The sequence below is a fragment of the Mycobacterium sp. NGS33 genome (genome assembly GCF_059812885.1).
In genome coordinates this window covers 1-25,676 of sequence record NZ_JCALDN010000003.1, presented here as the reverse complement: position 1 = coordinate 25,676, position 25,676 = coordinate 1, and the positions used below count along the sequence as shown (strand labels likewise).

The following is a 25,676-nucleotide window of genomic DNA, read 5'->3' as shown; positions in this document are numbered from 1 at the left end:
ACGGAGGATTCGATGGCCTTACGCGGTTTGGGGCCGGATACCGCGATGCCCGCGACGCGCGCATTCGATCAGGAGCGCGCCGAGGCCGCGGTCCGCGAGTTGCTGCACGCGATCGGCGAAGACCCCGACCGGGACGGCCTGCGCGAGACACCGGCCCGCGTGGCGCGCGCCTACCGGGAGATGTTCGCCGGGCTCTACACCGACCCCGACAGCGTGCTCAACACCATGTTCGACGAGGAACACGACGAACTGGTGCTGGTCAAGGAGATTCCGCTGTATTCCACGTGCGAGCACCACCTGGTGGCGTTCCACGGCGTGGCCCACGTCGGCTACATCCCCGGCAACGACGGCAGGGTCACCGGGCTGTCGAAGATCGCCCGGCTGGTCGACCTGTATTCCAAACGGCCCCAGGTGCAGGAGCGGCTCACCAGCCAGATCGCCGACGCCCTGGTCAAAAAGCTCAACCCGCGGGGCGTGATCGTCGTGGTCGAGGCCGAACACCTGTGCATGGCGATGCGCGGTGTGCGCAAGCCCGGAGCGGTCACCACCACCTCGGCGGTGCGCGGCCTGTTCAAGACCAACGCGGCTTCTCGAGCCGAGGCGCTCGACCTGATCCTGCGTAAGTGAGTCCGGCGCCCGTGCAGGTAATGGGAGTTCTGAACGTCACTGACGATTCGTTCTCCGACGGCGGCCGCTACCTCGACCCGGACAAGGCGGTGGCCCACGGGCTGGCCCTGGTCGCCGACGGCGCCGACATCGTCGACGTCGGGGGAGAGTCGACCCGCCCCGGCGCCCCCCGGGTCGACCCCCGGGTCGAAACCGCACGGGTCGTCCCCGTCGTCAAGGCCCTTGCTGCGCAAGCAATCACCGTCAGCATCGACACCATGCACGCCGACGTTGCGCGCGCGGCGCTGTGCGCCGGGGCGAGGATCGTCAACGACGTGTCCGGTGGCCGCGCGGATCCCGCGATGGCGCCGCTGCTGGCCGACGCGAAAGTGCCCTGGGTGCTGATGCATTGGCGATCGGTGTCGGCCGAGCGTCCGCACGCCGCACCGCACTACCGCGACGTGGTGGGCGAGGTGCGCGCCGAGCTGCTGGCCAGCGTGGACGCGGCGGTGTCCGCCGGTGTCGAACCCGGCCAGTTGATGATCGATCCCGGATTGGGATTCGCCAAGACGGGACAACACAATTGGGCGCTGCTGCACGCCCTGCCGCGGCTGGTCGCGACCGGCATCCCGGTGCTCCTGGGTGCGTCGCGCAAACGGTTCCTCGGTACGTTGTTGGCCGGGGCCGACGGGGCCCCGCGACCGCCCGATGGGCGCGAGACGGCGACCGCGGTGGTTTCGGCGCTGGCCGCCCTCCATGGTGCCTGGGGGGTGCGTGTGCACGACGTGCGGGCCACCGTCGATGCCCTCAAAGTCGTAGCGGCCTGGACCGGCGGGTTGCGCACGGAACTGGCGGGAGACGATGGCTGATCGAATCGAGTTGCGCGGCTTGAAGGTTCGCGGACAACACGGGGTTTTCGACCACGAGCGCGCCAACGGTCAGGACTTCGTCGTCGACATCACCGTGTGGATCGACCTCGCCGGCGCGGCCGCCAGCGACGACCTGGCCGACACCTACGACTACGCCGCGCTGGCCCGACTGGCGGCCGACGTGGTGGCCGGCCCCGCGCGCAACCTGATCGAAACCGTCGGAGCCCAGATCGCCGACCAGGTGATGGACGACGAGCGCGTGCACGCCGTCGAGGTGACGGTGCACAAGCCGCAGGCCCCGATCCCGCAGCAGTTCGCCGACGTCGCGGTGGTGGTGCGGCGGTCGCGGCGCGGCGGGCGCGGGTCGGTGGTTCCGGCGGGCGGGGCGCTATGACGCGCGCTGACGACGATGACGCCGGCGTAGCCGGGGGCGAGGAGTGGCGCCCATGACCCGCGTGGTGCTGTCGATCGGCTCCAATCTGGGTGACCGGCTGGCCCGGCTGCAGTCCGTTGTCGACGGCCTGGGGGAGACGGTGCTCGCGGTGTCACCGGTGTACGAGACCGACCCCTGGGGCCGGGTGGATCAGGCACCGTTCCTCAACGCGGTGGTGATCGCCGACGACCCGGCCCGCGACGGGCAAGGCTGGCTGAGCCGCGCGCAGGAATTCGAGCGGGCAGCGGGCCGGGTGCGCGGCGAGCGCTGGGGGCCGCGGACCCTCGACGTCGACCTGGTCGCCTGCTACGACCCGACCGAGGTGATCTCCCGGGAGAACAACCTCACGCTGCCGCACCCGCTGGCCCACCTGCGCGCCTTCGTGCTCATCCCCTGGCTCGATGTCGAGCCGGACGCCCGGCTGACGCTGGCCGATGGCCCACAGCCGGTCGCGGGCCTGCTCGCCCAGCTGGAAGCGGCCGACCGGGACGGCGTGCGGCCCACCGGCCTGACCCTTCGGCCCAACGGGAGGCCGGCCGATCGGGGGCCGGCGACCTGATGGGCCCCACCCGAAAGCGTGACCTGACCGCCGCGGTGGTGGGCGCCGCCGTGGTGGGGTACCTGCTGGTCAAGGGCCTGTATCGGTGGTTTCCGCCGATTACGGTGTGGACCGGCCTGTCGCTGCTGGCGGTGGCCGTCGCCGAGGCGCTGTGGGCGCGCCACGTGCGGGCCAAGATCGGCCAGGGCGAGATCGGGTCCGGTCCGGGCTGGCTGCATCCACTGGCGGTGGCACGCAGCCTGGTGGTCGCCAAGGCCTCGGCCTGGGTCGGCGCGTTGATGCTGGGCTGGTGGGTCGGCATCCTGGTGTACTTCCTGCCGCGCAAGTCCTGGTTGCGGGCCGCCGCCGAGGACACCACGGGGACGGTGGTCGCGGCCGTCAGCGCGCTGGCCCTGGTCGTCGCCGCGCTCTGGCTGCAACATTGCTGCAAGTCACCGCCGGATCCGACCGAGCACGGCGAGGGCGCCGAAAGCTAGCCCGGCGCCGGGATTGCCCGCGGTCACCGGGCGAGCAACCCCCGCGGCCCCGCGACCAACCCGGGTGAGAATCGCCGGAGCCACGCGACACGCGGATTGACCTCGCGCAGGTACTCTCAGGCCATGACCGTTCTGTCCCGCGGCGCCCGGGTGCGGCGCGGCGGCCGCAGGCCGGGGTGGGTGCTCTTGACCGCGTTGCTGGTCCTCGCGATGGGGGCCAGTTCCGCATTGGTTTTCACCAATCGGGTGGAACTTCTCAAGCTCGCTGTAATCCTGGCGCTGTGGGCCGCAGTCGCCGGCGCCTTCGTGTCCGTGCTCTATCGCCGCCAAAGCGACGCCGACCAGTCCCGGGTCCGCGACCTCAAGCTGGTCTACGACCTGCAGCTGGACCGGGAGATCTCGGCGCGGCGCGAATACGAGCTGACCGTCGAGTCGCAGCTGCGCCGCGAGCTGGCCTCCGAGCTGCGGGCCCAGGCCGCCGACGACCTCGCCGAGCTGCGCGCGGAACTGTCCGCCCTGCGGACCAGCCTGGAAATCCTGTTCGACACCGACCTGGCGCAGCGCCCGGCCCTCGGGGGGACGCCCGAGGCCGAGCCCCAACCGGAACGCGCGTACAGCGAGTGGGACCGCAACGGCGAAAACCCGCGCGACAACCCGGTGGACTGGGTGCCCAGCGACCGGGTGACCTCGGTGCCGCAGGACAACCCCGGCCGCGCCGACGACGCCATCATCGACGTGCCCGAAGAACCGCTGATCCCGCCTCGCCAGCAGCCGCCGCCCCGCCGCGAACGGGTCCGTCACCAGTACGAACCGGCACCGGATCCCGCATACGCCGAGGAACCCGCGTACGCCGAGGACTCCCCGTATGCGCGACCGGCGGAACCGCGGTTCGAGCCGCGTCAGCAACCGTCACCCCCGCCGGCGGCCCAATTCCAACCGGAGCCGCAGCCAGAACCCGAACCGCAGCCCGAGCCGGAACCGCAACGACGGCAGCAGGCGCACTGGCCCGGCCAGGGCTGGCAGCCGGCCGCCGCGGAAGGGCAGTGGTTGCCGCCCGGGGCGCCCGCCAGCAATTGGGCCGGCGGCGATTCGCCGGGCGAATCGACCGGCGGGCGGCGACGCGCACGGCATTCGGGCGTCGACGACGCCCGGGATGGCCTGCCCGTCGACCCGGCACCTCCCGCGCCGTACGGCGACTCCGGCCGCCGGGCGCGGTCGCGTCATTCGGCCGAGTACCGCGACTACGGCGTGCGCAATTTCTCACCCGGCGACGAGGCCCCGGCCGCGCCCCCACCGGGCGCGCCCCCACCGGCCGCCGCGACCCCGCCCCCGCCGCCGCCTCCGATGCACCCGGGCCCGTCCGCCGGTGCGCCCCCGCCACCGCGCCTGGCGCCGCCGCCGACGCCCGAGCAGGCGCCCCGGCACGGCGGTGACCCACAGCAAGACGGCCCCGACGGCGCCGGAGACGGCGCCTCCACGGGCGGCCAGTCGGTCGCCGACCTGCTGGCACGCCTGCAGGTGCAGCCCTCCGAGGGCGGCCGCCGACGCCGCCGCGAGGGCTGAGCTGGGAGCTTCCTCACATTGGGTAATGCCTGGTAATCGACTACAGTCGTACTGACCGAACGGTACCCACCAGGTGGGACCGGAACGAAACAAGATTCTGTGAGGTCGTCTGCGATGGTGCAGTTCGACGGTCTGCGCCCGGCTCGGCTCAAGGTGGGCATCATCTCGGCCGGCCGGGTCGGCACCGCGCTCGGTGTCGCGCTGGAGCGCGCGGACCACGTCGTGGTGGCCTGTAGCGCCATCTCTCATACGTCCCGGCAGCGCGCACAGCGCCGGCTGCCCGACACACCGGTGGCGACGCCGCCGGAGGTGGCCTCCGGTGCCGAACTGTTGCTGCTCGCCGTGCCCGACAGCGAACTCGCCGGGCTGGTGTCCGGTCTGGCGGCGACGTCGGCGGTGCGGCCCGGAACCATCGTGGTCCACACCTCGGGCGCCAACGGGATCGGCATTCTCGAGCCGCTCGCCCAGGACGGCTGCATCCCGCTGGCGATCCACCCGGTGATGACGTTCACCGGCGCCGACGAAGACATCAGCCGGCTGGCGGATTCGTGCTTCGGCGTCACCGCGGCCGACGAGGTCGGATACGCGATCGGGCAGTCGCTGGTCTTGGAGATGGGCGGGGAACCGTTCTGCGTGGCCGAGGACGCCCGCGTTCTGTACCACGCCGCGCTGGCCCACGCCGGCAACCACATCGTGACCGTGGTCGCCGACGCGCTCGATGCGCTGCGCGCCGCCCTGCGCGGCAGTGAACTGCTCGGACAGCAGTCCGTCGACGACCAGCCGGGCGGCATCGCCGAACGCATCATCGGGCCGCTGGCCCGGGCCGCGCTGGAGAACACCCTGCAGCGCGGGCAGGCCGCGCTGACCGGCCCGGTCGCGCGCGGCGACGCGGCCGCCGTCGCCGGGCATCTGGCCGCGCTGAACCAGGCCGCCCCGGAGCTGGCGCAGGCCTACCGGGTGAACGCCCTGCGGACCGCCCAGCGCGCACACGCCCCCCGGGACGTCGTGGAGGTGCTGTCGTCATGAGCCCCGGCAGGCCGCCGGCCTTCACGGTGGGCGAACTCAACGTCTACTCCGCCCCGCGCGATGTCACCGACGTCAGCCGGGCCCTGCGCCACACCGGACGCCGGGTGATGTTGGTGCCCACCATGGGCGCGCTGCACGACGGGCACCTGGCATTGGTGCGTGCGGCCAAGCGGGTGCCCGGCGCCGTGGTTGTGGTGTCGATCTTCGTCAACCCGCTGCAATTCGGCGCCGGCGAGGACCTCGACGCCTACCCCCGGACCCTCGACGACGACGTCGCGCTGCTGTGCTCCGAGGGCGTCGAAATCGTCTTCGCCCCCACGGCCGCCGCGATGTATCCCGACGGGCTGCGCACCACCGTGCAGCCCGGGCCGCTGGCCGCCGAGCTCGAGGGTGGCGCCCGGCCGACCCATTTCGCCGGCGTGCTGACCGTGGTGTGCAAGCTGCTGCAGATCGTGCGCCCGGATCGAATCTTCTTCGGCGAGAAGGACTATCAGCAGCTGGTGATGATCCGCCAGATGGTCGCCGACCTCAACATCGACGTGCAGGTCGTCGGGGTGCCGACCGTCCGGGAATCCGACGGTTTGGCGATGTCGTCGCGCAACCGCTACCTGGACCCCACCCAACGCGAACTGGCCGTGACGCTGTCGGCGGCGCTGACCGCCGGCGCGCACGCGGCGCACCACGGCGGTGCGGCCGCACTCGCCGCGGCGCGCGCGGTGCTCGACGCCGCGCCCGACCTCACCGTGGACTACCTCGAGCTGCGCGACGCCGGTCTCGGCCCGGCGCCCGCCCACGGCTCGGCCCGCCTGCTGGTCGCGGCGCGGCTGGGCACCACCAGGCTGCTGGACAACATCGAAATGCAGATCGAAACACCCGCCGGCACCGCTGGGCCGGACGGACAATACGCCCAATCACCTTGGAGGAATTGATGCTACGGACGATGCTCAAGTCGAAGATTCACCGGGCCACCGTCACGCAGGCCGACCTGCACTACGTCGGCTCGGTGACCATCGACGCCGATCTGATGGACGCCGCGGACCTGCTCGAGGGCGAACAGGTGACCATCGTCGACATCGACAACGGCGCCCGGCTGGTCACCTACGCCATCACCGGCGAGCGCGGCAGCGGCGTCATCGGAATCAACGGTGCGGCGGCGCATCTCGTCCACCCGGGCGACCTGGTGATCCTGATCGCCTACGGCACTATGGCAGAGGCCGAGGCGCGGGCGTATCAGCCGCGGATCGTCTTCGTCGACGCCGACAACAAGCCGATCGACCTCGGCCACGATCCGGCGTTCGTGCCCGCTGACGCGGCCGAGCTGCTGGATCCCCGGATCGTTGCGCGGTAGCCGTGCTGCTGGCGATCGACGTCCGTAACACCCACACCGTCGTCGGGCTGATATCGGGATCCAAGGAGCACGCAAACGTCGTGCAGCAGTGGCGGATTCGCACCGAAGCCGAGATCACCGCCGACGAACTGGCGCTGACCATCGACGGCCTCATCGGCGACGACTCCGAACGGCTCACCGGCGCCGCGGCGCTGTCGACCGTCCCCTCGGTGCTGCACGAGGTGCGGCTGATGCTCGACCAGTACTGGCCGTCGGTGCCCCACGTGCTGATCGAGCCCGGGGTGCGCACCGGCATCCCGCTGCTTGTCGACAACCCGAAGGAAGTCGGAGCCGACCGAATCGTCAACTGCCTGGCGGCTTTTCACCGGTTCAACAGCCCCGCCATCGTCATCGACTTCGGGTCCTCGATCTGTGTGGACGTCGTGTCGGGCAAGGGTGAGTTCCTCGGCGGTGCGATCGCGCCCGGATTGCAGGTGTCCTCCGATGCCGCGGCGGCCCGCTCGGCCGCGCTGCGCCGGGTGGAGCTGACCCGGCCCCGTTCGGTGGTCGGCAAGAACACCGTCGAGTGCATGCAGGCCGGTGCGGTGTTCGGCTTCGCCGGGCTGGTCGACGGTTTGGTCGGGCGCATTCGCGAGGACGTGGACGGCTTTGCCGGCGACGACGTCGCGATCGTCGCCACCGGCCACACCGCGCCGCTGCTGCTGCCCGAACTGCAGACGGTCAGCCACTACGACCAGCACCTGACCCTGCACGGCCTGCGGCTGATCTTCGAACGCAACCGAGACGCCCAGCGCGGGCGGCTGAAGACGGCACGCTGACGTCACCGCGACCTCAAAGCACGGTCCTTTAAGCTGGCACGTCGTGAGTGCCGACGACCTAGACATTCCCGAGCAGTACCGAATCCGCCGCGATAAGCGCGCTCGGCTGCTCGCCGAGGGGCACGACCCGTACCCGGTCGCCGTCGAACGCACCCACACGCTGGCCGAAGTCCGCGCCGCCCACCCCGACCTGCCCGTCGACACCGCGACCGAGGACATCGTCGGCGTCGCCGGCCGGGTGATCTTTGCGCGCAACTCCGGCAAACTCTGCTTCGCCACGCTGCAGGAGGGCGACGGCACCAGCCTGCAGGTAATGATCAGCCTGGACAAGGTCGGCCAGCAATCCCTTGACGCGTGGAAGGCCGACGTCGACCTCGGTGACATCGTCTATGTGCACGGCAACGTGATCAGCTCACGGCGCGGCGAATTGTCCGTGCTGGCCGACTCCTGGCAGATGGCGTCCAAGTCGTTGCGGCCGCTGCCCGTCGCGCACAAGGACATGAGCGAGGAGGCGCGGGTACGGCAGCGCTACGTCGACCTGATCGTGCGCCCGCAGGCGCGCGGGGTGGCCCGGCAGCGGATCGCCGTCGTCCGCGCAGTGCGCAACGCGTTGGAACGGCGCGGGTTTCTCGAAGTCGAAACCCCAATGTTGCAGACGCTGGCCGGAGGGGCGGCGGCGCGGCCCTTCATCACGCATTCCAATGCGCTCGACATCGATCTCTACTTGAGGATCGCACCGGAACTGTTCCTCAAGCGGTGCGTCGTCGGCGGTTTCGACAGAGTTTTCGAACTTAATCGCGTGTTTCGAAACGAAGGTGCGGATTCCACCCATTCTCCGGAATTCTCCATGCTGGAGACCTACCAGGCCTACGGCACCTATGACGATTCGGCAGTAGTGACGCGCGACCTTATTCAAGAGGTGGCCGATGAGGCGATCGGAACCCGACAACTCCCGCTGCCCGACGGCAGCGTCTACGACATAGACGGGGAATGGGCTTCCATCGAAATGTACCCGTCGTTGTCCGCGGCACTCGGTGACGAGATCACGCCCGAGACGTCCGTCGAACAACTGGTGGGCATCGCCGATCGGCTCGGGGTCGAGATCCCCCGCGACCGCGGTTACGGGCACGGAAAGATCGTCGAGGAGCTCTGGGAGCACACGGTGGGCAATGAGCTCGTCGCCCCGACATTCGTGCGGGATTTCCCGGTCGAGACAACGCCTTTGACGCGGCAGCACCGCAGTATCGCGGGTGTCACCGAGAAGTGGGACCTGTATGTGCGTGGCGTCGAACTGGCCACCGGGTACTCCGAGCTGAACGATCCCGTCGTGCAGCGCGAGAGATTCGCCGCGCAAGCGCGTGCTGCCGCCGCGGGTGACGACGAAGCCATGGTGCTCGACGAGGATTTCCTCGCCGCACTCGAGTATGCGATGCCGCCATGCACGGGAACGGGAATGGGTATCGACAGGTTGTTGATGACATTGACTGGTCTGTCAATTCGAGAGACAGTTTTGTTCCCGATTGTTCGGCCGCACTCGTAGTTCAAACTTTCAACTGTGCGGCTTCCGTACAGATTGAGTATGCTTCGCTGTTATGGCAGATTGGTGACCGGGGAGGTCCGATCCAATCTGTTCAGTATCCGCTCAGGACGAAATGCGAGGGTAAGCCAATGGCAAAAAAAGTGACCGTCACCTTGGTCGATGATTTCGACGGTGCCGGCGCGGCCGACGAAACGGTGGAATTCGGGCTTGACGGGGTGACCTACGAGATTGATCTTTCGTCCAAGAATGCCGCGAAACTGCGCGGCGATCTCAAGCAATGGGTGGAGGCCGGCCGCCGCGTCGGCGGCCGCCGGCGCGGCCGGTCCGGGTCGGGACGCGGGCGCGGCGCGATCGACCGCGAGCAGAGCGCAGCGATCCGCGACTGGGCTCGCCGCAACGGGCACAACGTGTCGACCCGCGGCCGCATCCCGGCCGACGTGATCGACGCATTCCACGCGGCGACGTAGCGGCCGTACCAACCGGCGCCCGGGCCCCGAGCCTGGGCGCCGGTTTGTCATTTCGCTGGGCGCGAAACAATAGCCGGGCGGCGCGGGAAACGAATTGGGAGCGCGCGACGTTTCTTCAGGTACGGCGCGCAACGCCGCAGACAGTCGCAGGCGAGACCGGCCATAGAAAGGCCACCCAAAGACCGAGCGGGCCCGCAGCGAAGATGGCGCCGGCAAGGTTAGGCCCGCCGGCAAGCCGACCATTACAGTGGAGACAGGTACGCGATTCCGGCCACAGGGAACCGGCAGGATTGCTCGAAGGGCCGCTAACTAGTTTGTACCGATGTTGAGGGAGAGCAGGTAACCCGATGTTTGAAAGATTCACCGACCGAGCACGGCGGGTCGTCGTCTTGGCGCAAGAAGAAGCCCGGATGCTCAACCACAACTACATCGGCACCGAGCACATCCTGCTGGGTTTGATCCACGAAGGTGAAGGCGTCGCGGCGAAGTCGCTGGAGTCGCTGGGCATCTCGCTCGAGGGCGTGCGCAGCCAGGTCGAGGAGATCATCGGCCAGGGCCAGCAGGCCCCGTCGGGACACATCCCGTTCACGCCGCGCGCCAAGAAGGTCCTCGAGCTGAGCCTGCGCGAGGCGCTGCAGCTCGGACACAACTACATCGGCACCGAGCACATTTTGCTGGGGCTGATCCGCGAGGGCGAGGGCGTCGCCGCGCAGGTGCTGGTGAAGCTGGGCGCCGAACTGACCCGGGTGCGCCAGCAGGTGATCCAGCTGCTGAGTGGCTACCAGGGCAAGGAGGCCGCGGAGGCCGGCACCGGTGGCCGCGGCGGCGAATCCGGCAGCCCGTCCACGTCGTTGGTGCTCGACCAGTTCGGCCGCAACCTGACCGCCGCCGCGATGGAAGGCAAGCTGGACCCGGTCATCGGCCGCGAGAAGGAAATCGAGCGGGTGATGCAGGTGCTCTCCCGTCGCACCAAGAACAACCCGGTGCTGATCGGCGAGCCCGGTGTCGGTAAGACCGCCGTCGTCGAAGGCCTGGCGCAGGCGATCGTGCACGGCCAGGTTCCCGAGACGCTGAAGGACAAGCAGCTCTACACGCTCGACCTGGGTTCGCTGGTGGCGGGCAGCCGCTACCGCGGTGACTTCGAAGAGCGCCTGAAGAAGGTGCTCAAAGAGATCAACACCCGCGGCGACATCATCCTGTTCATCGACGAGCTGCACACCCTGGTGGGTGCCGGCGCCGCCGAGGGCGCGATCGACGCCGCGAGCATCCTCAAGCCGAAGCTGGCCCGCGGCGAGCTGCAGACCATCGGCGCCACCACGCTCGACGAGTACCGCAAGTACATCGAGAAGGACGCCGCTCTGGAGCGCCGCTTCCAGCCCGTGCAGGTGGGCGAGCCGACGGTGGAGCACACCATCGAAATCCTCAAGGGCCTGCGCGACCGTTACGAGGCGCACCACCGGGTGTCGATCACCGACGGCGCGATGGTGGCCGCGGCCACCCTGGCCGACCGGTACATCAACGACCGGTTCCTGCCCGACAAGGCGATCGACCTGATCGACGAGGCGGGCGCCCGGATGCGGATCCGCCGGATGACCGCGCCGCCAGACCTGCGCGAGTTCGACGAGAAGATCGCCGAGGCGCGCCGGGAGAAGGAATCGGCGATCGACGCCCAGGACTTCGAGAAGGCCGCGAGCCTGCGTGACCGCGAGAAGCAACTCGTGGGTCAGCGCGCCGAGCGTGAAAAGCAGTGGCGCTCGGGCGATCTCGACGTGGTCGCCGAGGTCGACGACGAGCAGATCGCCGAGGTGCTGGGCAACTGGACCGGCATCCCGGTGTTCAAGCTCACCGAGGCCGAGACCACCCGCCTGCTGCGCATGGAGGACGAGCTGCACAAGCGGATCATCGGCCAGGAGGACGCCGTCAAGGCCGTCTCCAAGGCGATCCGCCGCACCCGGGCCGGGCTGAAAGACCCCAAGCGCCCGTCGGGTTCGTTCATCTTCGCCGGCCCGTCCGGTGTGGGTAAGACCGAGCTGTCCAAGGCGCTGGCCAACTTCCTGTTCGGCGACGACGACGCGCTCATCCAGATCGACATGGGTGAGTTCCACGACCGGTTCACCGCGTCGCGGTTGTTCGGCGCCCCGCCGGGATACGTCGGCTACGAGGAGGGCGGCCAGCTCACCGAGAAGGTGCGGCGCAAGCCGTTCTCGGTGGTGCTGTTCGACGAGATCGAGAAGGCCCACCAGGAGATCTACAACAGCCTGTTGCAGGTCCTCGAGGACGGCCGGCTCACCGACGGTCAGGGCCGCACGGTCGACTTCAAGAACACCGTGCTGATCTTCACGTCGAACCTCGGTACCGGCGACATCTCCAAGCCGGTGGGCCTGGGCTTCACCCAGGGTGGCGGTGAGAACAACTACGAGCGGATGAAGCAGAAGGTCAACGACGAGCTGAAGAAGCACTTCCGCCCGGAGTTCCTCAACCGCATCGACGACATCATCGTCTTCCACCAGCTGACCAAGGACGAGATCATCCGGATGGTCGACCTGATGATCAACCGCGTCGCGACCCAGCTCAAGAGCAAGGACATGGCCCTCGAGCTGACCGACAAGGCCAAGGCGTTGCTGGCCAAGCGCGGCTTCGACCCGGTGCTGGGTGCCCGCCCACTGCGGCGCACCATTCAGCGCGAGATCGAGGACCAGCTCTCGGAGAAGATCCTCTTCGAGGAGGTCGGTCCGGGTCAGATCGTGACGGTCGACGTGGACAACTGGGACGGCGAAAGCGCCGGCGAGGAGGCCACGTTCACCTTCACGGGGACCCGCAAGCCGCCGGCCGAGCCGGACCTGGCCAAGGCGGGCGCGCACAGCGCCGCGGACCCGGGCCCGGACGCGCAGTAGCAGGCCAACGAAAACGGGCGGCGTGGCGATCGCGAGCGCGGCGGAGCCGGGCGAAGCGGGTCGCCACCTCGGATTAGTCTCAGTCGGACTACCGCCCGTTTTCGCTGCGCCCTACACTGACCGTTGTCATCGACGAGTCACGGAATCTGGTGAAAGTCCAGAACGGTCGCGCCACTGTCCACAGTCAGACCCGAGACTCGTCATTACCCAGCGGGGACGCGTAATCCCCAGAAGGAGCCGATTGTGTCCCATCCGCAGCTCACCGGCGGCCGCACCCGATCGATCGATCTTTCAGCGGCGAGCACCGCGCTTTGGCTGGCCGCGACCCTCTTCCTCGCGTTGCTGGCGCTGTACTTCGTCGGCGTCGACCAGGGGGCGGTGTCGTTGTTCGGCAGCGACTCGCACGTGCACGAGTTCGTGCACGACGCGCGCCACCTGCTCGGCTTCCCCTGCCACTGACCCCGTCTCGTGGAGAAACGCCTGATCGCGGGCGGTCTGCTGGCGGGTGCTGTCGGTGCGGTGCTGGCGTTCATTTTCGCCCGCCTGTGCGCCGAGCCCGTCATTGGCCGCGCGATCGCTTTTGAAGACGGCCGCACCGACGCCGAGAACGCGCACGGCGTGCACGAGCACGGCGCGGAGTTGTTCACCCGCGGCGTGCAATCGGGTCCCGGGCTGGGATTCGGCGTGCTGATTTTCGGTCTCGCCATGGGTGCGTTGTTCGCCGTGCTGTTCAGCGTGGCCTATGCGCGCACGGAAACGGCTCGACCGCAAGCGCTTTCGTTGCGGCTGGCGGCCGCCGCGTTCGGGGCGGTGTACGTGGTGCCGTTCGTGAAGTATCCGCCGAATCCGCCGGCGGTCGGGCAGGCCGACACCATCGGCGCGCGCACCGGCTGGTACTTGCTGATGATGCTGGTCTCGGTGGGGCTGGCGATCGGCGCGGTGTGGCTGGCCCGGCGCCTGGCCGCGCGCGTCGGCGCGTGGAACGCCGGGCTGTTGGCGGCCGCGGGGTACCTGGTGGCCGTCGTCGTGGTGGCGGTGCTGTTGCCGAGCGTCGACGAAACACCCGGGCCGCTGCGCGATGCCGCGGGCACGATCGTCTATCCGGGATTTCCCGCCGACGACCTCTACGAGTTCCGGCTGCTGTCGCTGGCCACCCAGCTGGTGCTGTGGGCGGGTATCGGCCTGGTGTTCGCGGCGATCAGCGGGCGCCTGCTCGGCGCGCGGGCAGGGCAGGAGTCGAGCATCGCGGCGTGACCGACGTCGTCGTCCGGCTGACCCTGGTATGCCATGGCATGACCGATGCCATGGCGCACAGGCGCTTTCCCGCCGACGAACCACTGAACGCGATCGGCCGTCGCGAGGTTGAAGCGGCCGGCGACCTCGCCGGCGCCGCGCCGCGTGCGCTGGCCGGACCCGAGCGGCGTACCGGGCAGACCGCGGAATTGCTTGGGCTGCAAGCCGAAATCGAGCCACGGTTGGCCGATCTCGACTGTGGACGGTGGCGCGGCGAGGCGCTTGCGGCCGTGGCGCCCGAGCAACTCGAGGTGTGGCTGAGCCGGCCGGGCGCCGCGCCGCACGGCGGCGAGTCGATCACCGACCTGATCTCACGCGTGTCGCACTGGCTAGAGTCGTTGACCGCCAACCCCTTACGCACGGTGGCGGTGACCCATCCGGCGGTGATCCGCGCGGCGATCGTGGCGGCCCTGGACATCACCCCGGCATCGTTTTGGCGCGTCGACGTCGCACCGGCCGGCCGCGTCGCCATGCACTTCCGCAGCGGACGCTGGACGCTGCGCCTGTAAAGACTCAGCGCGGCGCGATCAGCGCGAAGGCCTGTTTGGCGATCTTGAGCATCCAGCTGGTCACGGTGGGCCCGTGGTCGCGCGGCCAGTTCAGCTGAAAGCTCACCACCCACGGCTGCTGCGTCTTGTCGACGGCATACCAGCTGAACGTCAAATCGCCCGGCAGGCCACCGGCTTTCGCGCCGATGTACGGCCAGACGTTGTGGTCGAGCTGGATGCCCGCGACCGCGGACAGGATCTCGCGCACCGGTGCGGCCTTGCCGACCGCGTCGGCCTGCAGCGCCGCATGAACCCGGCAGATGTCCTCGGCGTTGCCGTACCACTCCGCGCCGTAGGAGGACGCCGGCGAGTGCGCCCGCATCGGATCCGGGTCATACGGCGTCGCGTTCGCCTGCTCGAGCAGCTGCCCGCGGACCTGCGGTGACCCGTGCTCCCATTGGCTGCGCAGGTCGGGCCTGCCCCAGCCGACGGAGAACAGCTCGTACATGGTGGGGAACGGGGTCATGCTGGCCGGGTCGTGATGGCCGGCCGTGGCGAGCGCCTGTTCGATGGCGTGCGTGCCCATCCGCCCGATCAACAGGTCGGTGGCCATGTTGTCACTGGTGGCGATCATCTTCTCGGCGGCGGTCCGCACCGAAACATGCGCTCCGGCAGGCAATGCCAATCCCGACGAGCCGACGGCCCGGCTCTTTTCGGTGACGGTCAGCTGGTCGTCCCAGGACACCGTGCCGTCCTTGATCGCGCCCGCCAGCGCATGCAGCACGTAAAGCTTGAAAATGGATGCCAGCGGCAAAGATTGGTGTGTGTTGGTGCCCGCCACCGGATCGCAGTCGCCGTCGTTGACCTTGGCGACCTGATAGGAGTAGCGCGCACCGGTCTTGCCCAGCACCGCGTCGATGTCGTGCCACGAATTGATGGTGGGCGCCTGGGTGTCGAGGTCGAAATGATCCACATAACCGCCGTCGTCGGTGTGGATCCGAATGTCTTGCCGGGCACCGTAGGACGAGGTCAGGTGCAGCGTCGCCACGCTCGCGCCCAGGTCGACGCCGTTGAGGGTGAACGGACGGTCCCACCACAGCGCCTCCATGGTGGTCTCGACCGACTCCACCTTGTCGGGGGCGGCGAGGGTGCCGACCCCGACCGGACCGATGGGCCAGTCGGAGTTGAGCATGTCCAGCGTCTGCTGGGCCCGGACGCCGGGCGGGGTCCGGGTGTCGATCTGGCGTCCCGGATTCGCCGCGTTCGCCTGCGGGGACGGATTGGGCGCGCAACCGGGCGCCAATGTCACTATCAGTGCGGCGGCCGCGCTCAGCGTCAATGCGCGGCGCCGGGCCGATGCGCCGCTAGCCAGCCTGCTTGTTGCCGGCAACGTCCATCACAACCTCGAATTCCAGCAGCGAGGCCCCGGTGGCCACCGGCTTCGCCCGCTCCCCGGAGTGCGCTTCGATGGCGGGCCCCTGCGCCCACGCCTGGAATGCCTCTTCGGACTCCCACTGGGTCACCACGAAGTAGCGGTTCTCGCCCTTGATGGGACGGAGCAGCTGAAAGCCGAGGAAGCCGGGCTGATTGTCGACGGCGTGCGCCCGGTGGGCGAACCGCTTCTCCAGCTCCGGGCCTGCGTCGGCGGGTACTTCGATTGCGTTGATCTTCACCACAGGCGACATGCCGCTAGGCTACCTCGCCCATCCCGGTGCGGCGGCCCTGGGCGGTGCACGCAAGATGGTGCCATGCCCAGCGATCTGTTGACGTGTCACGGCGGAGACGGTGAGCCGCTGGTGCTGGTGCACGGCCTGATGGGGCGGGGAACCACCTGGCCGCGCCAACTGCCGTGGCTGACGCGGCTGGGCACCGTCTACACCTACGACGCGTTGTGGCATCGGGGCCGCGACGTCGCAGATCCACACCCGATCAGCACCGAACGGTTCGTGGCCGATCTGGCCGACGCGGTGAGCGCGCTGCGGGGCCCGGTGCGGATGGTCGGGCATTCGATGGGCGCCCTGCACTCGTGGTGCTTGGCCGCCGAGCACCCGGACCTGGTTTCCGCCCTGGTGCTCGAGGACATGGCGCCGGACTTCCGCGGCCGCACCACCGGCCCCTGGGAACCGTGGCTGCATGCCCTTCCGGTCGAATTCGATTCCGCCGAGCGGGTTTTCGCCGAGTTTGGCCCCGTCGCGGGCCAGTATTTCCTGGAGGCCTTCGACCGCACCGACGCAGGCTGGCGGCTGCACGGACACACCGCGCGCTGGATCGAGATCGCCGCGGAATGGGGCACCCGCGACTACTGGGCGCAGTGGCGCGCGGTGCGCGCCCCCGCGCTGCTCATCGAGGCCGGCAACTCGGTCACCCCGCCGGGCCAGATGCAAGAGATGGCGGAAATATCAAGCGCCGCAACCTATTTGAAGGCTCCGCAAGCCGGCCACCTGATCCACGACGAAGCGCCCCAGCTGTACCGCCAAGCGGTGGAGTCATTCCTCGCCGGCTAGGGCGAAGCGTCCGTCGCGCGTCTGGGCCACCAGGCCGTCGGCCAGCAGCGAATACAGCGCCCGGTCGCGCTGCGCCGTGTCGGTCAGCCACGCCACGTCCAGCTCGGCGCGGGTCACCGGAGAATCGTTGGCGCGCAACACATCCATCAAGCGCCCACGGACCTGGCGGTCGGTCCCGGCGTAGGTCTGCACGCGGCGCGCCGGCCCCTGCGCGGGCGGATGGCCGGCGTCGCGCCAGGCGCACCGGTCCAGTGGGCACAGCCCGCAGCGCGGCGCGCGCGCCGTGCACACCGTCGCGCCCAGCTCCATCAGCGCCACGGAGAACTTCGGTGCGGTGGCGTCGGTGGGCAGCAGCGCCGCCACGTCGGCGTGGTCGCGCGTCGCCGACGGCGCACCCGCGTCGGCCAGGCCGTGCACCGCGCGCGCCACCACGCGGCGCACATTGGTGTCCACCACCGGTACCGACTGGCCGTAGGCGAAACAGGCGATGGCGCGGGCGGTGTAGGCGCCGACGCCGGGCAGCGTCAAAAGGGTGTCGACGTCGTCGGGCACCACGTCACCGTGATCGCGCGCGATCACCGTGGCGCATTCGTGCAACCGCTTAGCCCGGCGCGGATAGCCCAGCTTGCCCCAGGCGCGCAGCACGTCCGCAGCGCTGGCCGCGGCCGTCGCCGACGGGGTGGGCCAGCGCCGCACCCAATCCGTCCAGATCGGCAGCACCCGCGACACCGGGGTCTGCTGCAGCATGAATTCGCTGACCAGGATTTGCCAGGCGCTGACCCCCGGTTCGCGCCACGGCAGATCGCGGCGCGAGCTGTCGTACCAGTGAACAAGATTGGCGACTGATATGAACCCTGCGCCCGCCACCGCCGGTTGCGGCATGATGTCAGCCATGCCTAACACCAACCCGGTAACCGCGTGGAAGTCACTCAAAGAGGGTAACGAGCGATTCGTCGCCGGTAAGCCGCAGCATCCCAGCCAAAGTGTTGAGCATCGAGCCAGCCTGGCCGCGGGCCAGAGCCCCACCGCGGTCGTCTTCGGCTGCGCCGACAGCCGAGTGGCCGCCGAGCTCATCTTCGATCAGGGCCTGGGTGACATGTTCGTGGTGCGCACCGCCGGGCAGGCCATCGACTCGGCGGTGTTGGGCTCCATCGAGTTCGCCGTGGCGGTCCTCGACGTGCCGCTCATCGTCGTGCTGGGTCACGACAGCTGCGGCGCGGTCAAGGCGGCGCTGGCCGCGATCGACGACGGCACCATCCCGGGGGGTTTCGTGCGGGACGTGGTGGAACGCGTGGCGCCGTCGATCCTGATGGGCCGCCGCGAGGGCCTGAGCCGCGTGGACGAGTTCGAGAAGCGACACGTCTGCGAAACGGTTGCGCAGCTGACGTCTCGGTCGGCCGTCATCGCCGAGCGGGTGGCCGCGGGAACGGTGGCCGTGGCCGGAGTCACCTACCACCTCGCCGACGGGCGGGCGGAGTTGTGCGATCACGCCGGCGACATCGGTGAGTAACGCCCAATAGGCACGCGGGGGCCGAACATCGGCCGCCCCTACACGCCGGCCGGCCAGCAAACCTCGCGACACGCCGGGGCGGGTCAGCCGAATCGACGTGACCTGGGCCTACGCTGCGAACGTGCTCGATCTGGAACCGCGTGGCCCGCTACCCACCGAGATCTATTGGCGGCGCAGAGGCCTGGCCATTGGTATCGCGGTCGTCGTGATCGGGATCGTGGCCGCCGTCGTCATCGCCTTCATGGGGCACAGCGGGGGAGCCAAGCCCGCCAACGCCGACAAGGCCAGCGCCGCCGCGAACAAGCCGGGATCGCCTGCGCCCCAGGTGCCCCCGCCGCCCGGACCCGAGGGCCCCGCCCCCGCGGTGCCGCCGGGGCAGGGACAGAACCCCGAGACACCCACCCCCACCGCCGCGGTGCAGCCGCCGCCGGTGCTCAAAGAGGGCGACGACTGCCCCGACTCGACGCTGGCGGTCAAGGGCCTGACCAACGCGCCCCAGTACTTCATCGGTGACCAGCCGAAGTTCACCATGGTCGTCACCAACATCGGGCTGGTGGCCTGCAAGCGCGACGTCGGCGCGGCGGTGCTGGCGGCCTACGTCTACTCGCTGGACAACAAGCGGCTGTGGTCGAACCTGGACTGCGCGCCGTCGAACGAGACGCTGATCAAGACCTTCACCCCGGGCGAGCAGGTGACCACCGCGGTGACGTGGACGGGAATGGGCTCGGCGCCGCACTGCCCGCTGCCCCGGCCGGCGATCGGGCCGGGCACCTACAACCTGGTCGTGCAGCTGGGCAACCTGCGCTCGATGCCGGTTCCGTTCATCATGAACCAGCCGCCACCGCCGCCGGGCCCGGTGCCCGGACCGGGTCAGCCGGGCGCGGTGCCGCAGCCGGAGGCGCCGCCGATGGCCCCGCCGCCCGCCGGCTGAGGCCGATCGCGCACCTAGCTCAACGAGTCGGTGATCGTCGACTCCGCCAGCTGCGAAAGGCCTTCGCGCACATGGCGGGCCCACATCGCGCCGATGCCGTCGACCGACTGCAGGTCGGTGGCGCTGGCCGCCAGCACGTTCTGCAGCGTCCCGAACGAACGGACCAACAGGTCGGCGTGCGCGAACTGCAGCCGGGGAATGGCGGCCAGCGCCTGGTAGCCGCGCGGGCTGACCGCCGAATCCTGCGCCTCGGTGGTGGTCGGATATCCGAAAACCTTTGCCAGGATGGTGAAGTCGAGCAGCTCGGTATCCGATAGCGCGTCCAGCTCGTCGAGCGTGGCCGTCATCTGCGCCTCGGACAACGGCTCCGGGCTGGCGTGATAGTCGCGCACGATCAGCTCCCGGGCGTTGTCGTTGCCGCCCAGCAGCTCGTCGAGCTGCAGCCGCAGCTGGCGGCCGTCGGTGCCGAGTTCGACGACGTCGTTGTCGATCACCTGGCCGATCCGCCGGACCAGCTCGAGCCGCTGCACCACCGTCATGACGTCGCGCAGCGTGACGAAATCCTCGATCTCGGCGCGCGACAGCTGCCTGCTGACCTCGTCGAGCCGGATCTTGTACCGCTCCAGGGTGGCGATGGCCTGGTTGGCTCGCGACAGGATCGTCGCCGAGTCCGCGACCACGTGGCGCTCCCCGCCCACGTAGACGGTGACGATGTTCATCGAGTGGCTCACCGAGATCACCGGGTAGCCGGTCTGGATCGCCGCCCGCTCCGCGGACCGGTGCCGAGTTCCCGACTCGTCGGTGGCGATCGAGGGGTCGGGCACCAGCTGGACGTTGGCCCGCACGATGCGGCTGCCGTCGGTGGACAGCACGACGGCGCCGTCCATCTTCGCCAGCTCGCGCAGCCGGGTGGGCGCGTAGCGCACGTCCAGGGCGAAGCCGCCGTCGCAGATGGCCTCCACGGCCTCGTCGTTGCCGAGCACGATCAGCGCGCCGGTGCGGCCACGCAGGATGCGTTCCAGGCCGTCACGCAGCCCGGTGCCAGGGGCCAGGCGGGCGACGGTTTCACGCAGGGTCGGACGGTTCACAGCGAATCATTCTTCAGGCCCGAAGCGCCGTCCGTCCAGCCGTCGCACGTTTGCGGGCATGCCGCCGCGCCGGTCGGCGATGGCGAGCATGTGCTCCATCGCCGCCACGATGGTCGGCGCGCGCAGCGCCCGCATCCCGGCCGGCACGATCTCGCGCCGGGGGTCGTCGCCGTCCGGGATGAGCGCGATGCTGAAGCCCTGGCGGGCGGCTTCGCTCAGCCGCCGCTCCATCCCGCTGACCCGGCGCAGGTCCCCGGCCAGCCCCACCTCGCCGATCATCACCGCCGTGGTGGGCAGCGGCAGGTCGGCAAGCGCCGACGCCAGCGCCACCGCGACCGCCAGATCCGACGACGGATCGGTCAGCCGCATGCCCCCGACGGTGGACAGGTAGATGTCGTGGGCCCCGACCGGTAGTTTGGCGTGCTTTTCCAGCACCGCGGTGATCATCGCGGCCCGGGAATGGTCGATGCCGCTCACGGCGCGGCGCGGCGAGCCGCCCTGCGGCGTGGCGAGCAGCGCCTGCACCTCGCCGATGAGCGGTCGTTTGCCGTCGAGTGTCACCGTGATCGCGGTGCCCGGCACCGGGGCCGGACGCTGATCCAAGAACAGGTTCGACGGGTCGGCGACGCCCTCGATCCCGTTGTCGTGCAACAGGAAACAGCCGACCTCGTCGGCGGCGCCGAACCGGTTCTTGATCCCCCGCACCATCCGCAGCGAGCCGTTGCGGTCGCCCTCGAAGTGCAGCACCACGTCGACGAGATGCTCGAGGGAACGCGGCCCGGCGATGGCCCCGTCCTTGGTGACGTGCCCGACCAGGATCAGCGCCACCCCGTTCGTCTTGGCCGCGGCGGTCAGGGCCGACGTCACCGCGCGGACCTGCGTGACGCCCCCGGCCACGCCGTCGGCCTCGGTGGTGGACATGGTCTGCACGGAGTCCACGATCACCAGCGCGGGCTTGACCGTGGCGATGTGCTCGAGCACGGTGTGCAGGTCGGATTCGGCCGCCAGGTAGAGCTCGTCGCTGCCGCAGCCGATGCGGTCCGCGCGCAGCCGGATCTGGCCGGCGGACTCCTCGCCGGAGATGTACAGGGCGCGGCGGCCCGACTTCGCCCAGCGATGCGCGACCTCGAGCAGCAGCGTCGACTTGCCCACCCCGGGATCGCCGGCCAGCAGCGTGACCGAGCCGGGCACCACGCCGCCGCCGAGCACGCGGTCGAGTTCGTCTACCCCCGTCGTGCGGTGCTGGCTGGCGTTGGGCTCGATGGACGTGATCGGCACGGCCGGTGCGGCCGCGGCCAGGCCGCTGCGGCGCCCGGCGACCGCGCTGAGAACCGGGACCTCGTCAACCGTGCCCCAGGTGCCGCACTCCAGGCAGCGACCCACCCACTTCGCGGTGACGTGCCGACATTCCGAACAGCGGTATTGCTTGCGCGCGGTTGCCACGCCATGACGGTATCGAGCCGCTACGACAAGCCCGTGTCACGACAGGCGGTTAGCCCGCCTGGTTTCGCTGCGGAGGCGCCAGCCCGGCCGAGATCGGCACCGAGACGGTCGCCTGGCCGGCCTTCTCGAAATTGAAGGTGAAGTTGTAGGTCAGCCCGTTGGAGATGGGCTTGGTCAGATTGACGGTCGCCTTGGCCGCGGCGGTGTTCGCACCGACCGGACCCGGCGCCACCTTCTCACCCTCGGGCGTGCCGATGAACAGCGATCCGCCGGCGGGCAGCCGGGCGTCGCCGCTGACCGTCACCGTGCCGATGTCGCTGCTCACGCCGACGAGCCGGTCGGGCGTGTTCGGCGACAGGTTGACCGCCACCAGCACCAGGTCCACGGTGCGGCCGGGCTGCAGGTAGTCGCCGGTTTGGTAGGCCTGGATCCGGATGTCGCGCAGCGCCACGTTGTTGAACGTGACCTTGTTGCCGTTGATGGCGGGCTCCTGGACCGCCATCTGCGAGACCTGTCCGGCTCCGCAACCGCTCACCAGAGCGGCCAGAGCGGCCAGCACGCCGGCGACGGCGAGCGCGGGAAGGCCGAGGCGGATCTTGAAGCGGTTCACTCTCTCGAGCCTCCTGCTGTTCGACTGATGCAACTATGCACAGTAGTAGGGACGTCTCGCGCGCGGTAGCGCGGGGCGCCAGACCAGCGCCGGAGCGCTGCCAGCGAGGGTTTCAAGGCCGCCGCCGGGCCGCGTCGGGGCCGTTGGTAAGGTGTTGCACTGCACGACTTGGTCCGCATGTCAACCCCTAATCTGCGCGTGTTGTGCCCCTGACCTGCATCGTTGCTTCGCGCGTAGTTGGGCGGCCGTGTTAGGATGAAGTAACGAAAGGGGCTCGAATCAGATGATCTTCAAGGTCGGCGACACCGTTGTTTACCCGCATCACGGTGCTGCGTTAGTCGAGGCGATCGAAACCCGGACGATCAAAGGGGAACAAAAAGAATATCTCGTCTTGAAGGTGGCGCAGGGCGACCTGACCGTTCGAGTTCCCGCCGACAACGCTGAGTACGTGGGTGTCCGCGACGTCGTCGGACAAGAGGGTCTGGACAAGGTGTTCCAGGTGCTGCGGGCCCCGCACACCGAGGAGCCGACGAACTGGTCGCGCCGCTACAAGGCGAACCTCGAAAAGCTCGCCTCCGGCGACGTCAACAAGGTCGCCGAGGTAGTCCGCGACCTGTGGCGTCGCGATCAGGAGCGTGGCTTGTCGGCCGGCGAGAAGCGGATGCTGGCCAAGGCCCGCCAGATTCTGGTCGGTGAGTTGGCGCTGGCCGAGAGCACCGACGACGCCAAGGCCGAGACCATCCTCGACGAGGTGCTCGCCGCCGCTTCCTGAAGGTCCTGACACTTCGGTGGCCCCGGAGACGGGCGCGTCAGGCAACGTAGTCGCAGTCGTCCCCGCCGCAGGGTCGGGCGAACGACTGGCCGCAGGAATTCCCAAGGCATTCTGTTTGGTCGACGGCCGCACGCTGCTGCAGCGCGCGGTCGCCGGTTTGTTGGACTCCGGGGTGGTCGATCACGTCGTGGCGGCCGTTCCCGCCGACCGGATCGACGAGGCCACACGGGTTCTGGCCGATCACGTCGGGGCCGGCCACGCCACCGTCGTCGCCGGCGGGACCGACCGCACCGAGTCCGTCCACCTGGCCCTGGCGGCCATACCCACGGCCGCGCCCGAGTTCGTGCTGGTGCACGACGCGGCGCGGGCGCTGACGCCCCCGTCGCTGATCGCCCGTGTGGTGGCGGCGCTGCGGGCCGGCCACGACGCCGTGGTGCCCGCCCTGCCCCTGCATGACACCATCAAGGCCGTGGACGCCAACGGGGCGGTGCTGGGGACGCCGGAACGCGCCGGGCTGCGTGCCGTGCAGACCCCGCAGGGCTTCGCGACCGCTCTGCTGTTGCGCGCCTACGGGACCTATCGGGCCGGTCGGCACGCCGGCTTCACCGACGACGCGTCGCTGGTCGAGCATGTCGGTGGCCGGGTCCAGGTGGTCGACGGCGACCCGCTGGCATTCAAGATCACCACCCAGCTCGATTTGCTGCTGGCCGAAGCCGTCGTGCGCCGGTGAACGCCCTGCCAAGAGTCGGCCTCGGCGTCGACGTGCACCCCATCGAACCCGGGCGGCCGTGCTGGCTGCTGGGCCTGCAGTTCGCCGACGCCGACGGCTGCGCCGGGCATTCCGACGGCGACGTCGCGGCGCACGCGCTGTGCGACGCGGTGTTGTCGGCCGCCAGGCTGGGCGACCTCGGGGAGGTGTTCGGGGTCGACGATCCGCGCTGGACCGGGGTCAGCGGCGCCGACATGCTGCGCCACGTCGCGGATCTGGCGTCGCACCACGGCTTCCGGGTGGGCAACGCGGCCGTGCAGGTCATCGGGAACCGGCCGAAGATCGGTCCCCGCCGCGCCGAGGCGCAGCGGGTGCTCTCGGAATTGCTGGGCGCCCCGGTGTCGGTGTCGGCGACGACGACCGACGGGTTGGGCCTGACCGGACGCGGTGAGGGCCTCGCCGCCATCGCCACCGCGCTGGTCGTCTCCGCCGGGTAAGCACGCTCAGCGCCGGGGGCCGCGGAACTACCCGGTAAGCTGGCACGTCGTGACCGATCAGGCCCGCTTGCGGCTCCACGACACGGCGGCGGGTGCCGTGCGTGATTTCGTTCCGCTGCGCGAGGGCCACGTCTCCATCTATCTGTGTGGCGCGACGGTCCAGGGGCTGCCGCACATCGGCCACGTCCGCAGCGGGGTGGCCTTCGACATCCTGCGCCGATGGCTGATCGCGCGCGGCTGCGACGTCGCGTTCATCCGCAACGTCACCGACATCGACGACAAGATCCTCAACAAGGCCGCCGCGGCGGGCAGGCCGTGGTGGGAATGGGCGGCCACCTACGAGCGGGCCTTCAGCGCCGCCTACGACGCGCTGGACGTGTTGCCGCCGTCGGCCGAGCCGCGGGCCACCGGGCACATCACCCAGATGGTCGAATTGATGGGACGGCTGATCGACACCGATCACGCCTACGCCGCGGGCGGCGACGTGTACTTCAACGTGCTCAGCTACCCCGAATACGGGCAGCTGTCCGGGCACAAGATCGACGACGTCCATCAGGGCGAGGGCGTGGCCACCTGCAAACGCGATCAGCGCGACTTCACGCTGTGGAAGGCCGCCAAGCCCGGCGAGCCGTCCTGGCCCACCCCGTGGGGCCGCGGCCGCCCGGGGTGGCACCTCGAATGTTCCGCGATGGCCCGCACCTACCTGGGTCCGGAGTTCGACATCCATTGCGGCGGAATGGATTTGGTCTTCCCGCACCACGAGAACGAGATCGCCCAGAGCCGCGCCGCCGGCGACGGGTTCGCCCGCTACTGGCTGCACAACGGCTGGGTGACGATGGGCGGCGAGAAGATGAGCAAATCGCTGGGCAACGTGCTGGCCATACCGGCGCTGCTGCAGCGGGTGCGCGCGGCCGAGCTGCGCTACTACCTGGGCAGCGCCCACTACCGCTCGATGCTGGAATTCTCCGAGACCGCGCTGCAGGACGCGGTGAAAGCCTATGTCGGCGTTGAGGAATTTCTGCACCGCGTCCGGGTGCGGGTGGGCGGCGTCGAACCCGGGCAATGGACCGACCGCTTCGCCGATGCCCTCAACGACGACCTGGCCGTGCCGGCCGCGCTGGCCGAGGTGCACCAGGCGCGCGCCGAGGGCAACCGGGCGCTGGACTCCGGCGATCATGAAGGCGCGCTGCGGCACGCGGGCGCGATCCGCGCGATGATGGGCATCCTGGGCT

Annotated in this window: 29 protein-coding genes; 23 read left to right on the top strand and 6 right to left on the bottom strand. The window is 69.7% G+C overall.

The window, feature by feature from the left end; genetic code table 11:
- The first annotated feature begins 12 nt into the window (after positions 1-12).
- From folE to AC5Y5B_RS07455, 16 genes are all read left to right on the top strand, one after another.
- Positions 13-627, top strand: a complete 615-nt coding sequence (gene folE / locus AC5Y5B_RS07530; protein ID WP_112635495.1) for a GTP cyclohydrolase I FolE — start codon at positions 13-15, stop codon at positions 625-627.
- Positions 624-1,475 (top strand): dihydropteroate synthase, encoded by an 852-nt coding sequence (gene folP, locus AC5Y5B_RS07525; protein ID WP_500004811.1) that lies wholly within the window; start codon positions 624-626, stop codon positions 1,473-1,475. Before folE ends, folP begins: the two co-directional genes overlap by 4 nt.
- The gene (gene folB, locus AC5Y5B_RS07520; RefSeq protein ID WP_112635491.1) at positions 1,468-1,869 is read left to right on the top strand and encodes a dihydroneopterin aldolase; all 402 of its coding nucleotides are present in this window, start codon (positions 1,468-1,470) and stop codon (positions 1,867-1,869) included. The genes folP and folB overlap by 8 nt, the downstream gene beginning before the upstream one ends.
- 52 nt (positions 1,870-1,921) lie before the next feature.
- The gene (gene folK, locus AC5Y5B_RS07515) at positions 1,922-2,467 is read left to right on the top strand and encodes a 2-amino-4-hydroxy-6-hydroxymethyldihydropteridine diphosphokinase (protein WP_112635489.1); all 546 of its coding nucleotides are present in this window, start codon (positions 1,922-1,924) and stop codon (positions 2,465-2,467) included.
- The gene (locus AC5Y5B_RS07510; RefSeq protein ID WP_500004808.1) at positions 2,467-2,943 is read left to right on the top strand and encodes a DUF3180 domain-containing protein; all 477 of its coding nucleotides are present in this window, start codon (positions 2,467-2,469) and stop codon (positions 2,941-2,943) included. The genes folK and AC5Y5B_RS07510 overlap by 1 nt, the downstream gene beginning before the upstream one ends.
- Before the next feature lie 123 nt (positions 2,944-3,066).
- Positions 3,067-4,506, top strand: a complete 1,440-nt coding sequence (locus AC5Y5B_RS07505; RefSeq protein WP_500004806.1) for a DUF6779 domain-containing protein — start codon at positions 3,067-3,069, stop codon at positions 4,504-4,506.
- Between the two features lie 114 nt (positions 4,507-4,620).
- On the top strand, positions 4,621-5,532 hold the full coding sequence (locus tag AC5Y5B_RS07500) for a Rossmann-like and DUF2520 domain-containing protein (RefSeq protein ID WP_500004804.1): 912 nt from the start codon (positions 4,621-4,623) through the stop codon (positions 5,530-5,532).
- A complete protein-coding gene (panC, locus tag AC5Y5B_RS07495) occupies positions 5,529-6,461 on the top strand; it encodes a pantoate--beta-alanine ligase (protein ID WP_500004802.1) in 933 nt (310 codons plus the stop codon). The genes AC5Y5B_RS07500 and panC overlap by 4 nt, the downstream gene beginning before the upstream one ends.
- Positions 6,461-6,880, top strand: coding sequence for an aspartate 1-decarboxylase (gene panD, locus AC5Y5B_RS07490; protein WP_500004800.1), 420 nt, complete (start codon positions 6,461-6,463; stop codon positions 6,878-6,880). Before panC ends, panD begins: the two co-directional genes overlap by 1 nt.
- 2 nt (positions 6,881-6,882) lie before the next feature.
- Complete coding sequence (locus AC5Y5B_RS07485) at positions 6,883-7,698, top strand: type III pantothenate kinase (protein ID WP_067100080.1); 816 nt, start codon at positions 6,883-6,885, stop codon at positions 7,696-7,698.
- Between the two features lie 43 nt (positions 7,699-7,741).
- Positions 7,742-9,238, top strand: coding sequence for a lysine--tRNA ligase (gene lysS / locus AC5Y5B_RS07480; RefSeq protein ID WP_500004797.1), 1,497 nt, complete (start codon positions 7,742-7,744; stop codon positions 9,236-9,238).
- A gap of 128 nt (positions 9,239-9,366) precedes the next feature.
- The gene (gene lsr2, locus AC5Y5B_RS07475; RefSeq protein ID WP_066868403.1) at positions 9,367-9,705 is read left to right on the top strand and encodes a histone-like nucleoid-structuring protein Lsr2; all 339 of its coding nucleotides are present in this window, start codon (positions 9,367-9,369) and stop codon (positions 9,703-9,705) included.
- A 347-nt stretch (positions 9,706-10,052) separates the two neighbouring features.
- Positions 10,053-12,599 (top strand): ATP-dependent protease ATP-binding subunit ClpC, encoded by a 2,547-nt coding sequence (clpC1, locus tag AC5Y5B_RS07470; protein ID WP_112635424.1) that lies wholly within the window; start codon positions 10,053-10,055, stop codon positions 12,597-12,599.
- A gap of 243 nt (positions 12,600-12,842) precedes the next feature.
- Positions 12,843-13,058 carry a CbtB domain-containing protein gene (locus tag AC5Y5B_RS07465; RefSeq protein ID WP_112635426.1) on the top strand — a complete coding sequence of 72 codons (216 nt, stop codon included), beginning with the start codon at positions 12,843-12,845 and terminating at the stop codon, positions 13,056-13,058.
- A 9-nt stretch (positions 13,059-13,067) separates the two neighbouring features.
- Positions 13,068-13,853 carry a CbtA family protein gene (locus tag AC5Y5B_RS07460; RefSeq protein ID WP_500004794.1) on the top strand — a complete coding sequence of 262 codons (786 nt, stop codon included), beginning with the start codon at positions 13,068-13,070 and terminating at the stop codon, positions 13,851-13,853.
- Positions 13,850-14,401: a histidine phosphatase family protein gene (locus AC5Y5B_RS07455; RefSeq protein WP_500004792.1), complete on the top strand. Its 552-nt coding sequence runs from the start codon at positions 13,850-13,852 to the stop codon at positions 14,399-14,401. The genes AC5Y5B_RS07460 and AC5Y5B_RS07455 overlap by 4 nt, the downstream gene beginning before the upstream one ends.
- 4 nt (positions 14,402-14,405) lie before the next feature.
- Here the strand turns inward: AC5Y5B_RS07455 and AC5Y5B_RS07450 are convergent, their stop codons facing one another.
- Complete coding sequence (locus AC5Y5B_RS07450) at positions 14,406-15,770, bottom strand: serine hydrolase (RefSeq protein ID WP_112635432.1); 1,365 nt, start codon at positions 15,768-15,770, stop codon at positions 14,406-14,408.
- Entirely contained in the window at positions 15,745-16,065 is a 321-nt protein-coding gene (mhuD, locus tag AC5Y5B_RS07445; RefSeq protein WP_007772332.1) for a mycobilin-forming heme oxygenase MhuD, read from the bottom strand. The genes AC5Y5B_RS07450 and mhuD overlap by 26 nt, the downstream gene beginning before the upstream one ends.
- A 63-nt stretch (positions 16,066-16,128) precedes the next feature.
- On the opposite strand from mhuD, the gene AC5Y5B_RS07440 reads away from it, so the two are divergent.
- Positions 16,129-16,884 (top strand): alpha/beta fold hydrolase, encoded by a 756-nt coding sequence (locus AC5Y5B_RS07440; RefSeq protein WP_112635434.1) that lies wholly within the window; start codon positions 16,129-16,131, stop codon positions 16,882-16,884.
- Here AC5Y5B_RS07440 and AC5Y5B_RS07435 read toward each other — a convergent pair.
- Positions 16,867-17,778 carry an HhH-GPD family protein gene (locus AC5Y5B_RS07435; RefSeq protein WP_500004789.1) on the bottom strand — a complete coding sequence of 304 codons (912 nt, stop codon included), beginning with the start codon at positions 17,776-17,778 and terminating at the stop codon, positions 16,867-16,869. The genes AC5Y5B_RS07440 and AC5Y5B_RS07435 overlap by 18 nt on opposite strands.
- On the opposite strand from AC5Y5B_RS07435, the gene AC5Y5B_RS07430 reads away from it, so the two are divergent.
- Both AC5Y5B_RS07430 and AC5Y5B_RS07425 read left to right on the top strand, forming a co-directional pair.
- Entirely contained in the window at positions 17,777-18,394 is a 618-nt protein-coding gene (locus tag AC5Y5B_RS07430) for a carbonic anhydrase (RefSeq protein WP_112632129.1), read from the top strand. The two genes, AC5Y5B_RS07435 and AC5Y5B_RS07430, sit on opposite strands and share 2 nt — an antisense overlap.
- Positions 18,395-18,515: 121 nt before the next feature.
- The gene (locus tag AC5Y5B_RS07425; protein WP_500004786.1) at positions 18,516-19,325 is read left to right on the top strand and encodes a hypothetical protein; all 810 of its coding nucleotides are present in this window, start codon (positions 18,516-18,518) and stop codon (positions 19,323-19,325) included.
- A 14-nt stretch (positions 19,326-19,339) separates the two neighbouring features.
- Here the strand turns inward: AC5Y5B_RS07425 and disA are convergent, their stop codons facing one another.
- The 3 genes from disA to AC5Y5B_RS07410 are packed head-to-tail and all read right to left on the bottom strand — an operon-like array spanning position 19,340 to position 22,466.
- A complete protein-coding gene (gene disA, locus AC5Y5B_RS07420; RefSeq protein WP_112632130.1) occupies positions 19,340-20,413 on the bottom strand; it encodes a DNA integrity scanning diadenylate cyclase DisA in 1,074 nt (357 codons plus the stop codon).
- A gap of 6 nt (positions 20,414-20,419) precedes the next feature.
- On the bottom strand, positions 20,420-21,856 hold the full coding sequence (gene radA / locus AC5Y5B_RS07415) for a DNA repair protein RadA (protein WP_112632131.1): 1,437 nt from the start codon (positions 21,854-21,856) through the stop codon (positions 20,420-20,422).
- A 49-nt stretch (positions 21,857-21,905) separates the two neighbouring features.
- Entirely contained in the window at positions 21,906-22,466 is a 561-nt protein-coding gene (locus AC5Y5B_RS07410) for a copper chaperone PCu(A)C domain-containing protein (RefSeq protein WP_112632132.1), read from the bottom strand.
- A gap of 283 nt (positions 22,467-22,749) precedes the next feature.
- Between AC5Y5B_RS07410 and carD the strand changes: the two genes are divergently transcribed.
- From carD to cysS, 4 genes are all read left to right on the top strand, one after another.
- A complete protein-coding gene (gene carD, locus AC5Y5B_RS07405; protein WP_007166539.1) occupies positions 22,750-23,238 on the top strand; it encodes an RNA polymerase-binding transcription factor CarD in 489 nt (162 codons plus the stop codon).
- Between the two features lie 16 nt (positions 23,239-23,254).
- A complete protein-coding gene (ispD, locus tag AC5Y5B_RS07400) occupies positions 23,255-23,968 on the top strand; it encodes a 2-C-methyl-D-erythritol 4-phosphate cytidylyltransferase (protein WP_112632133.1) in 714 nt (237 codons plus the stop codon).
- Entirely contained in the window at positions 23,965-24,444 is a 480-nt protein-coding gene (gene ispF, locus AC5Y5B_RS07395; RefSeq protein WP_112632134.1) for a 2-C-methyl-D-erythritol 2,4-cyclodiphosphate synthase, read from the top strand. The genes ispD and ispF overlap by 4 nt, the downstream gene beginning before the upstream one ends.
- A gap of 49 nt (positions 24,445-24,493) precedes the next feature.
- Positions 24,494-25,676: cysteine--tRNA ligase (gene cysS, locus AC5Y5B_RS07390; protein WP_500004782.1), on the top strand; the 1,183-nt coding region annotated here is incomplete at its 3' end.

Coding starts and splice junctions, on each gene's coding strand:
- folE (WP_112635495.1), top strand. CDS start 13: ATGGCCTTACGCGGTTTGGGGCCGGATACCGCGATGCCCGCGACGCGC.
- folB (WP_112635491.1), top strand. CDS start 1,468: ATGGCTGATCGAATCGAGTTGCGCGGCTTGAAGGTTCGCGGACAACAC.
- folK (WP_112635489.1), top strand. CDS start 1,922: ATGACCCGCGTGGTGCTGTCGATCGGCTCCAATCTGGGTGACCGGCTG.
- AC5Y5B_RS07510 (WP_500004808.1), top strand. CDS start 2,467: ATGGGCCCCACCCGAAAGCGTGACCTGACCGCCGCGGTGGTGGGCGCC.
- AC5Y5B_RS07505 (WP_500004806.1), top strand. CDS start 3,067: ATGACCGTTCTGTCCCGCGGCGCCCGGGTGCGGCGCGGCGGCCGCAGG.
- AC5Y5B_RS07500 (WP_500004804.1), top strand. CDS start 4,621: ATGGTGCAGTTCGACGGTCTGCGCCCGGCTCGGCTCAAGGTGGGCATC.
- panC (WP_500004802.1), top strand. CDS start 5,529: ATGAGCCCCGGCAGGCCGCCGGCCTTCACGGTGGGCGAACTCAACGTC.
- panD (WP_500004800.1), top strand. CDS start 6,461: ATGCTACGGACGATGCTCAAGTCGAAGATTCACCGGGCCACCGTCACG.
- lsr2 (WP_066868403.1), top strand. CDS start 9,367: ATGGCAAAAAAAGTGACCGTCACCTTGGTCGATGATTTCGACGGTGCC.
- clpC1 (WP_112635424.1), top strand. CDS start 10,053: ATGTTTGAAAGATTCACCGACCGAGCACGGCGGGTCGTCGTCTTGGCG.
- mhuD (WP_007772332.1), bottom strand. CDS start 16,065: ATGTCGCCTGTGGTGAAGATCAACGCAATCGAAGTACCCGCCGACGCA.
- AC5Y5B_RS07440 (WP_112635434.1), top strand. CDS start 16,129: ATGCCCAGCGATCTGTTGACGTGTCACGGCGGAGACGGTGAGCCGCTG.
- AC5Y5B_RS07430 (WP_112632129.1), top strand. CDS start 17,777: ATGCCTAACACCAACCCGGTAACCGCGTGGAAGTCACTCAAAGAGGGT.
- AC5Y5B_RS07435 (WP_500004789.1), bottom strand. CDS start 17,778: ATGGCTGACATCATGCCGCAACCGGCGGTGGCGGGCGCAGGGTTCATA.
- carD (WP_007166539.1), top strand. CDS start 22,750: ATGATCTTCAAGGTCGGCGACACCGTTGTTTACCCGCATCACGGTGCT.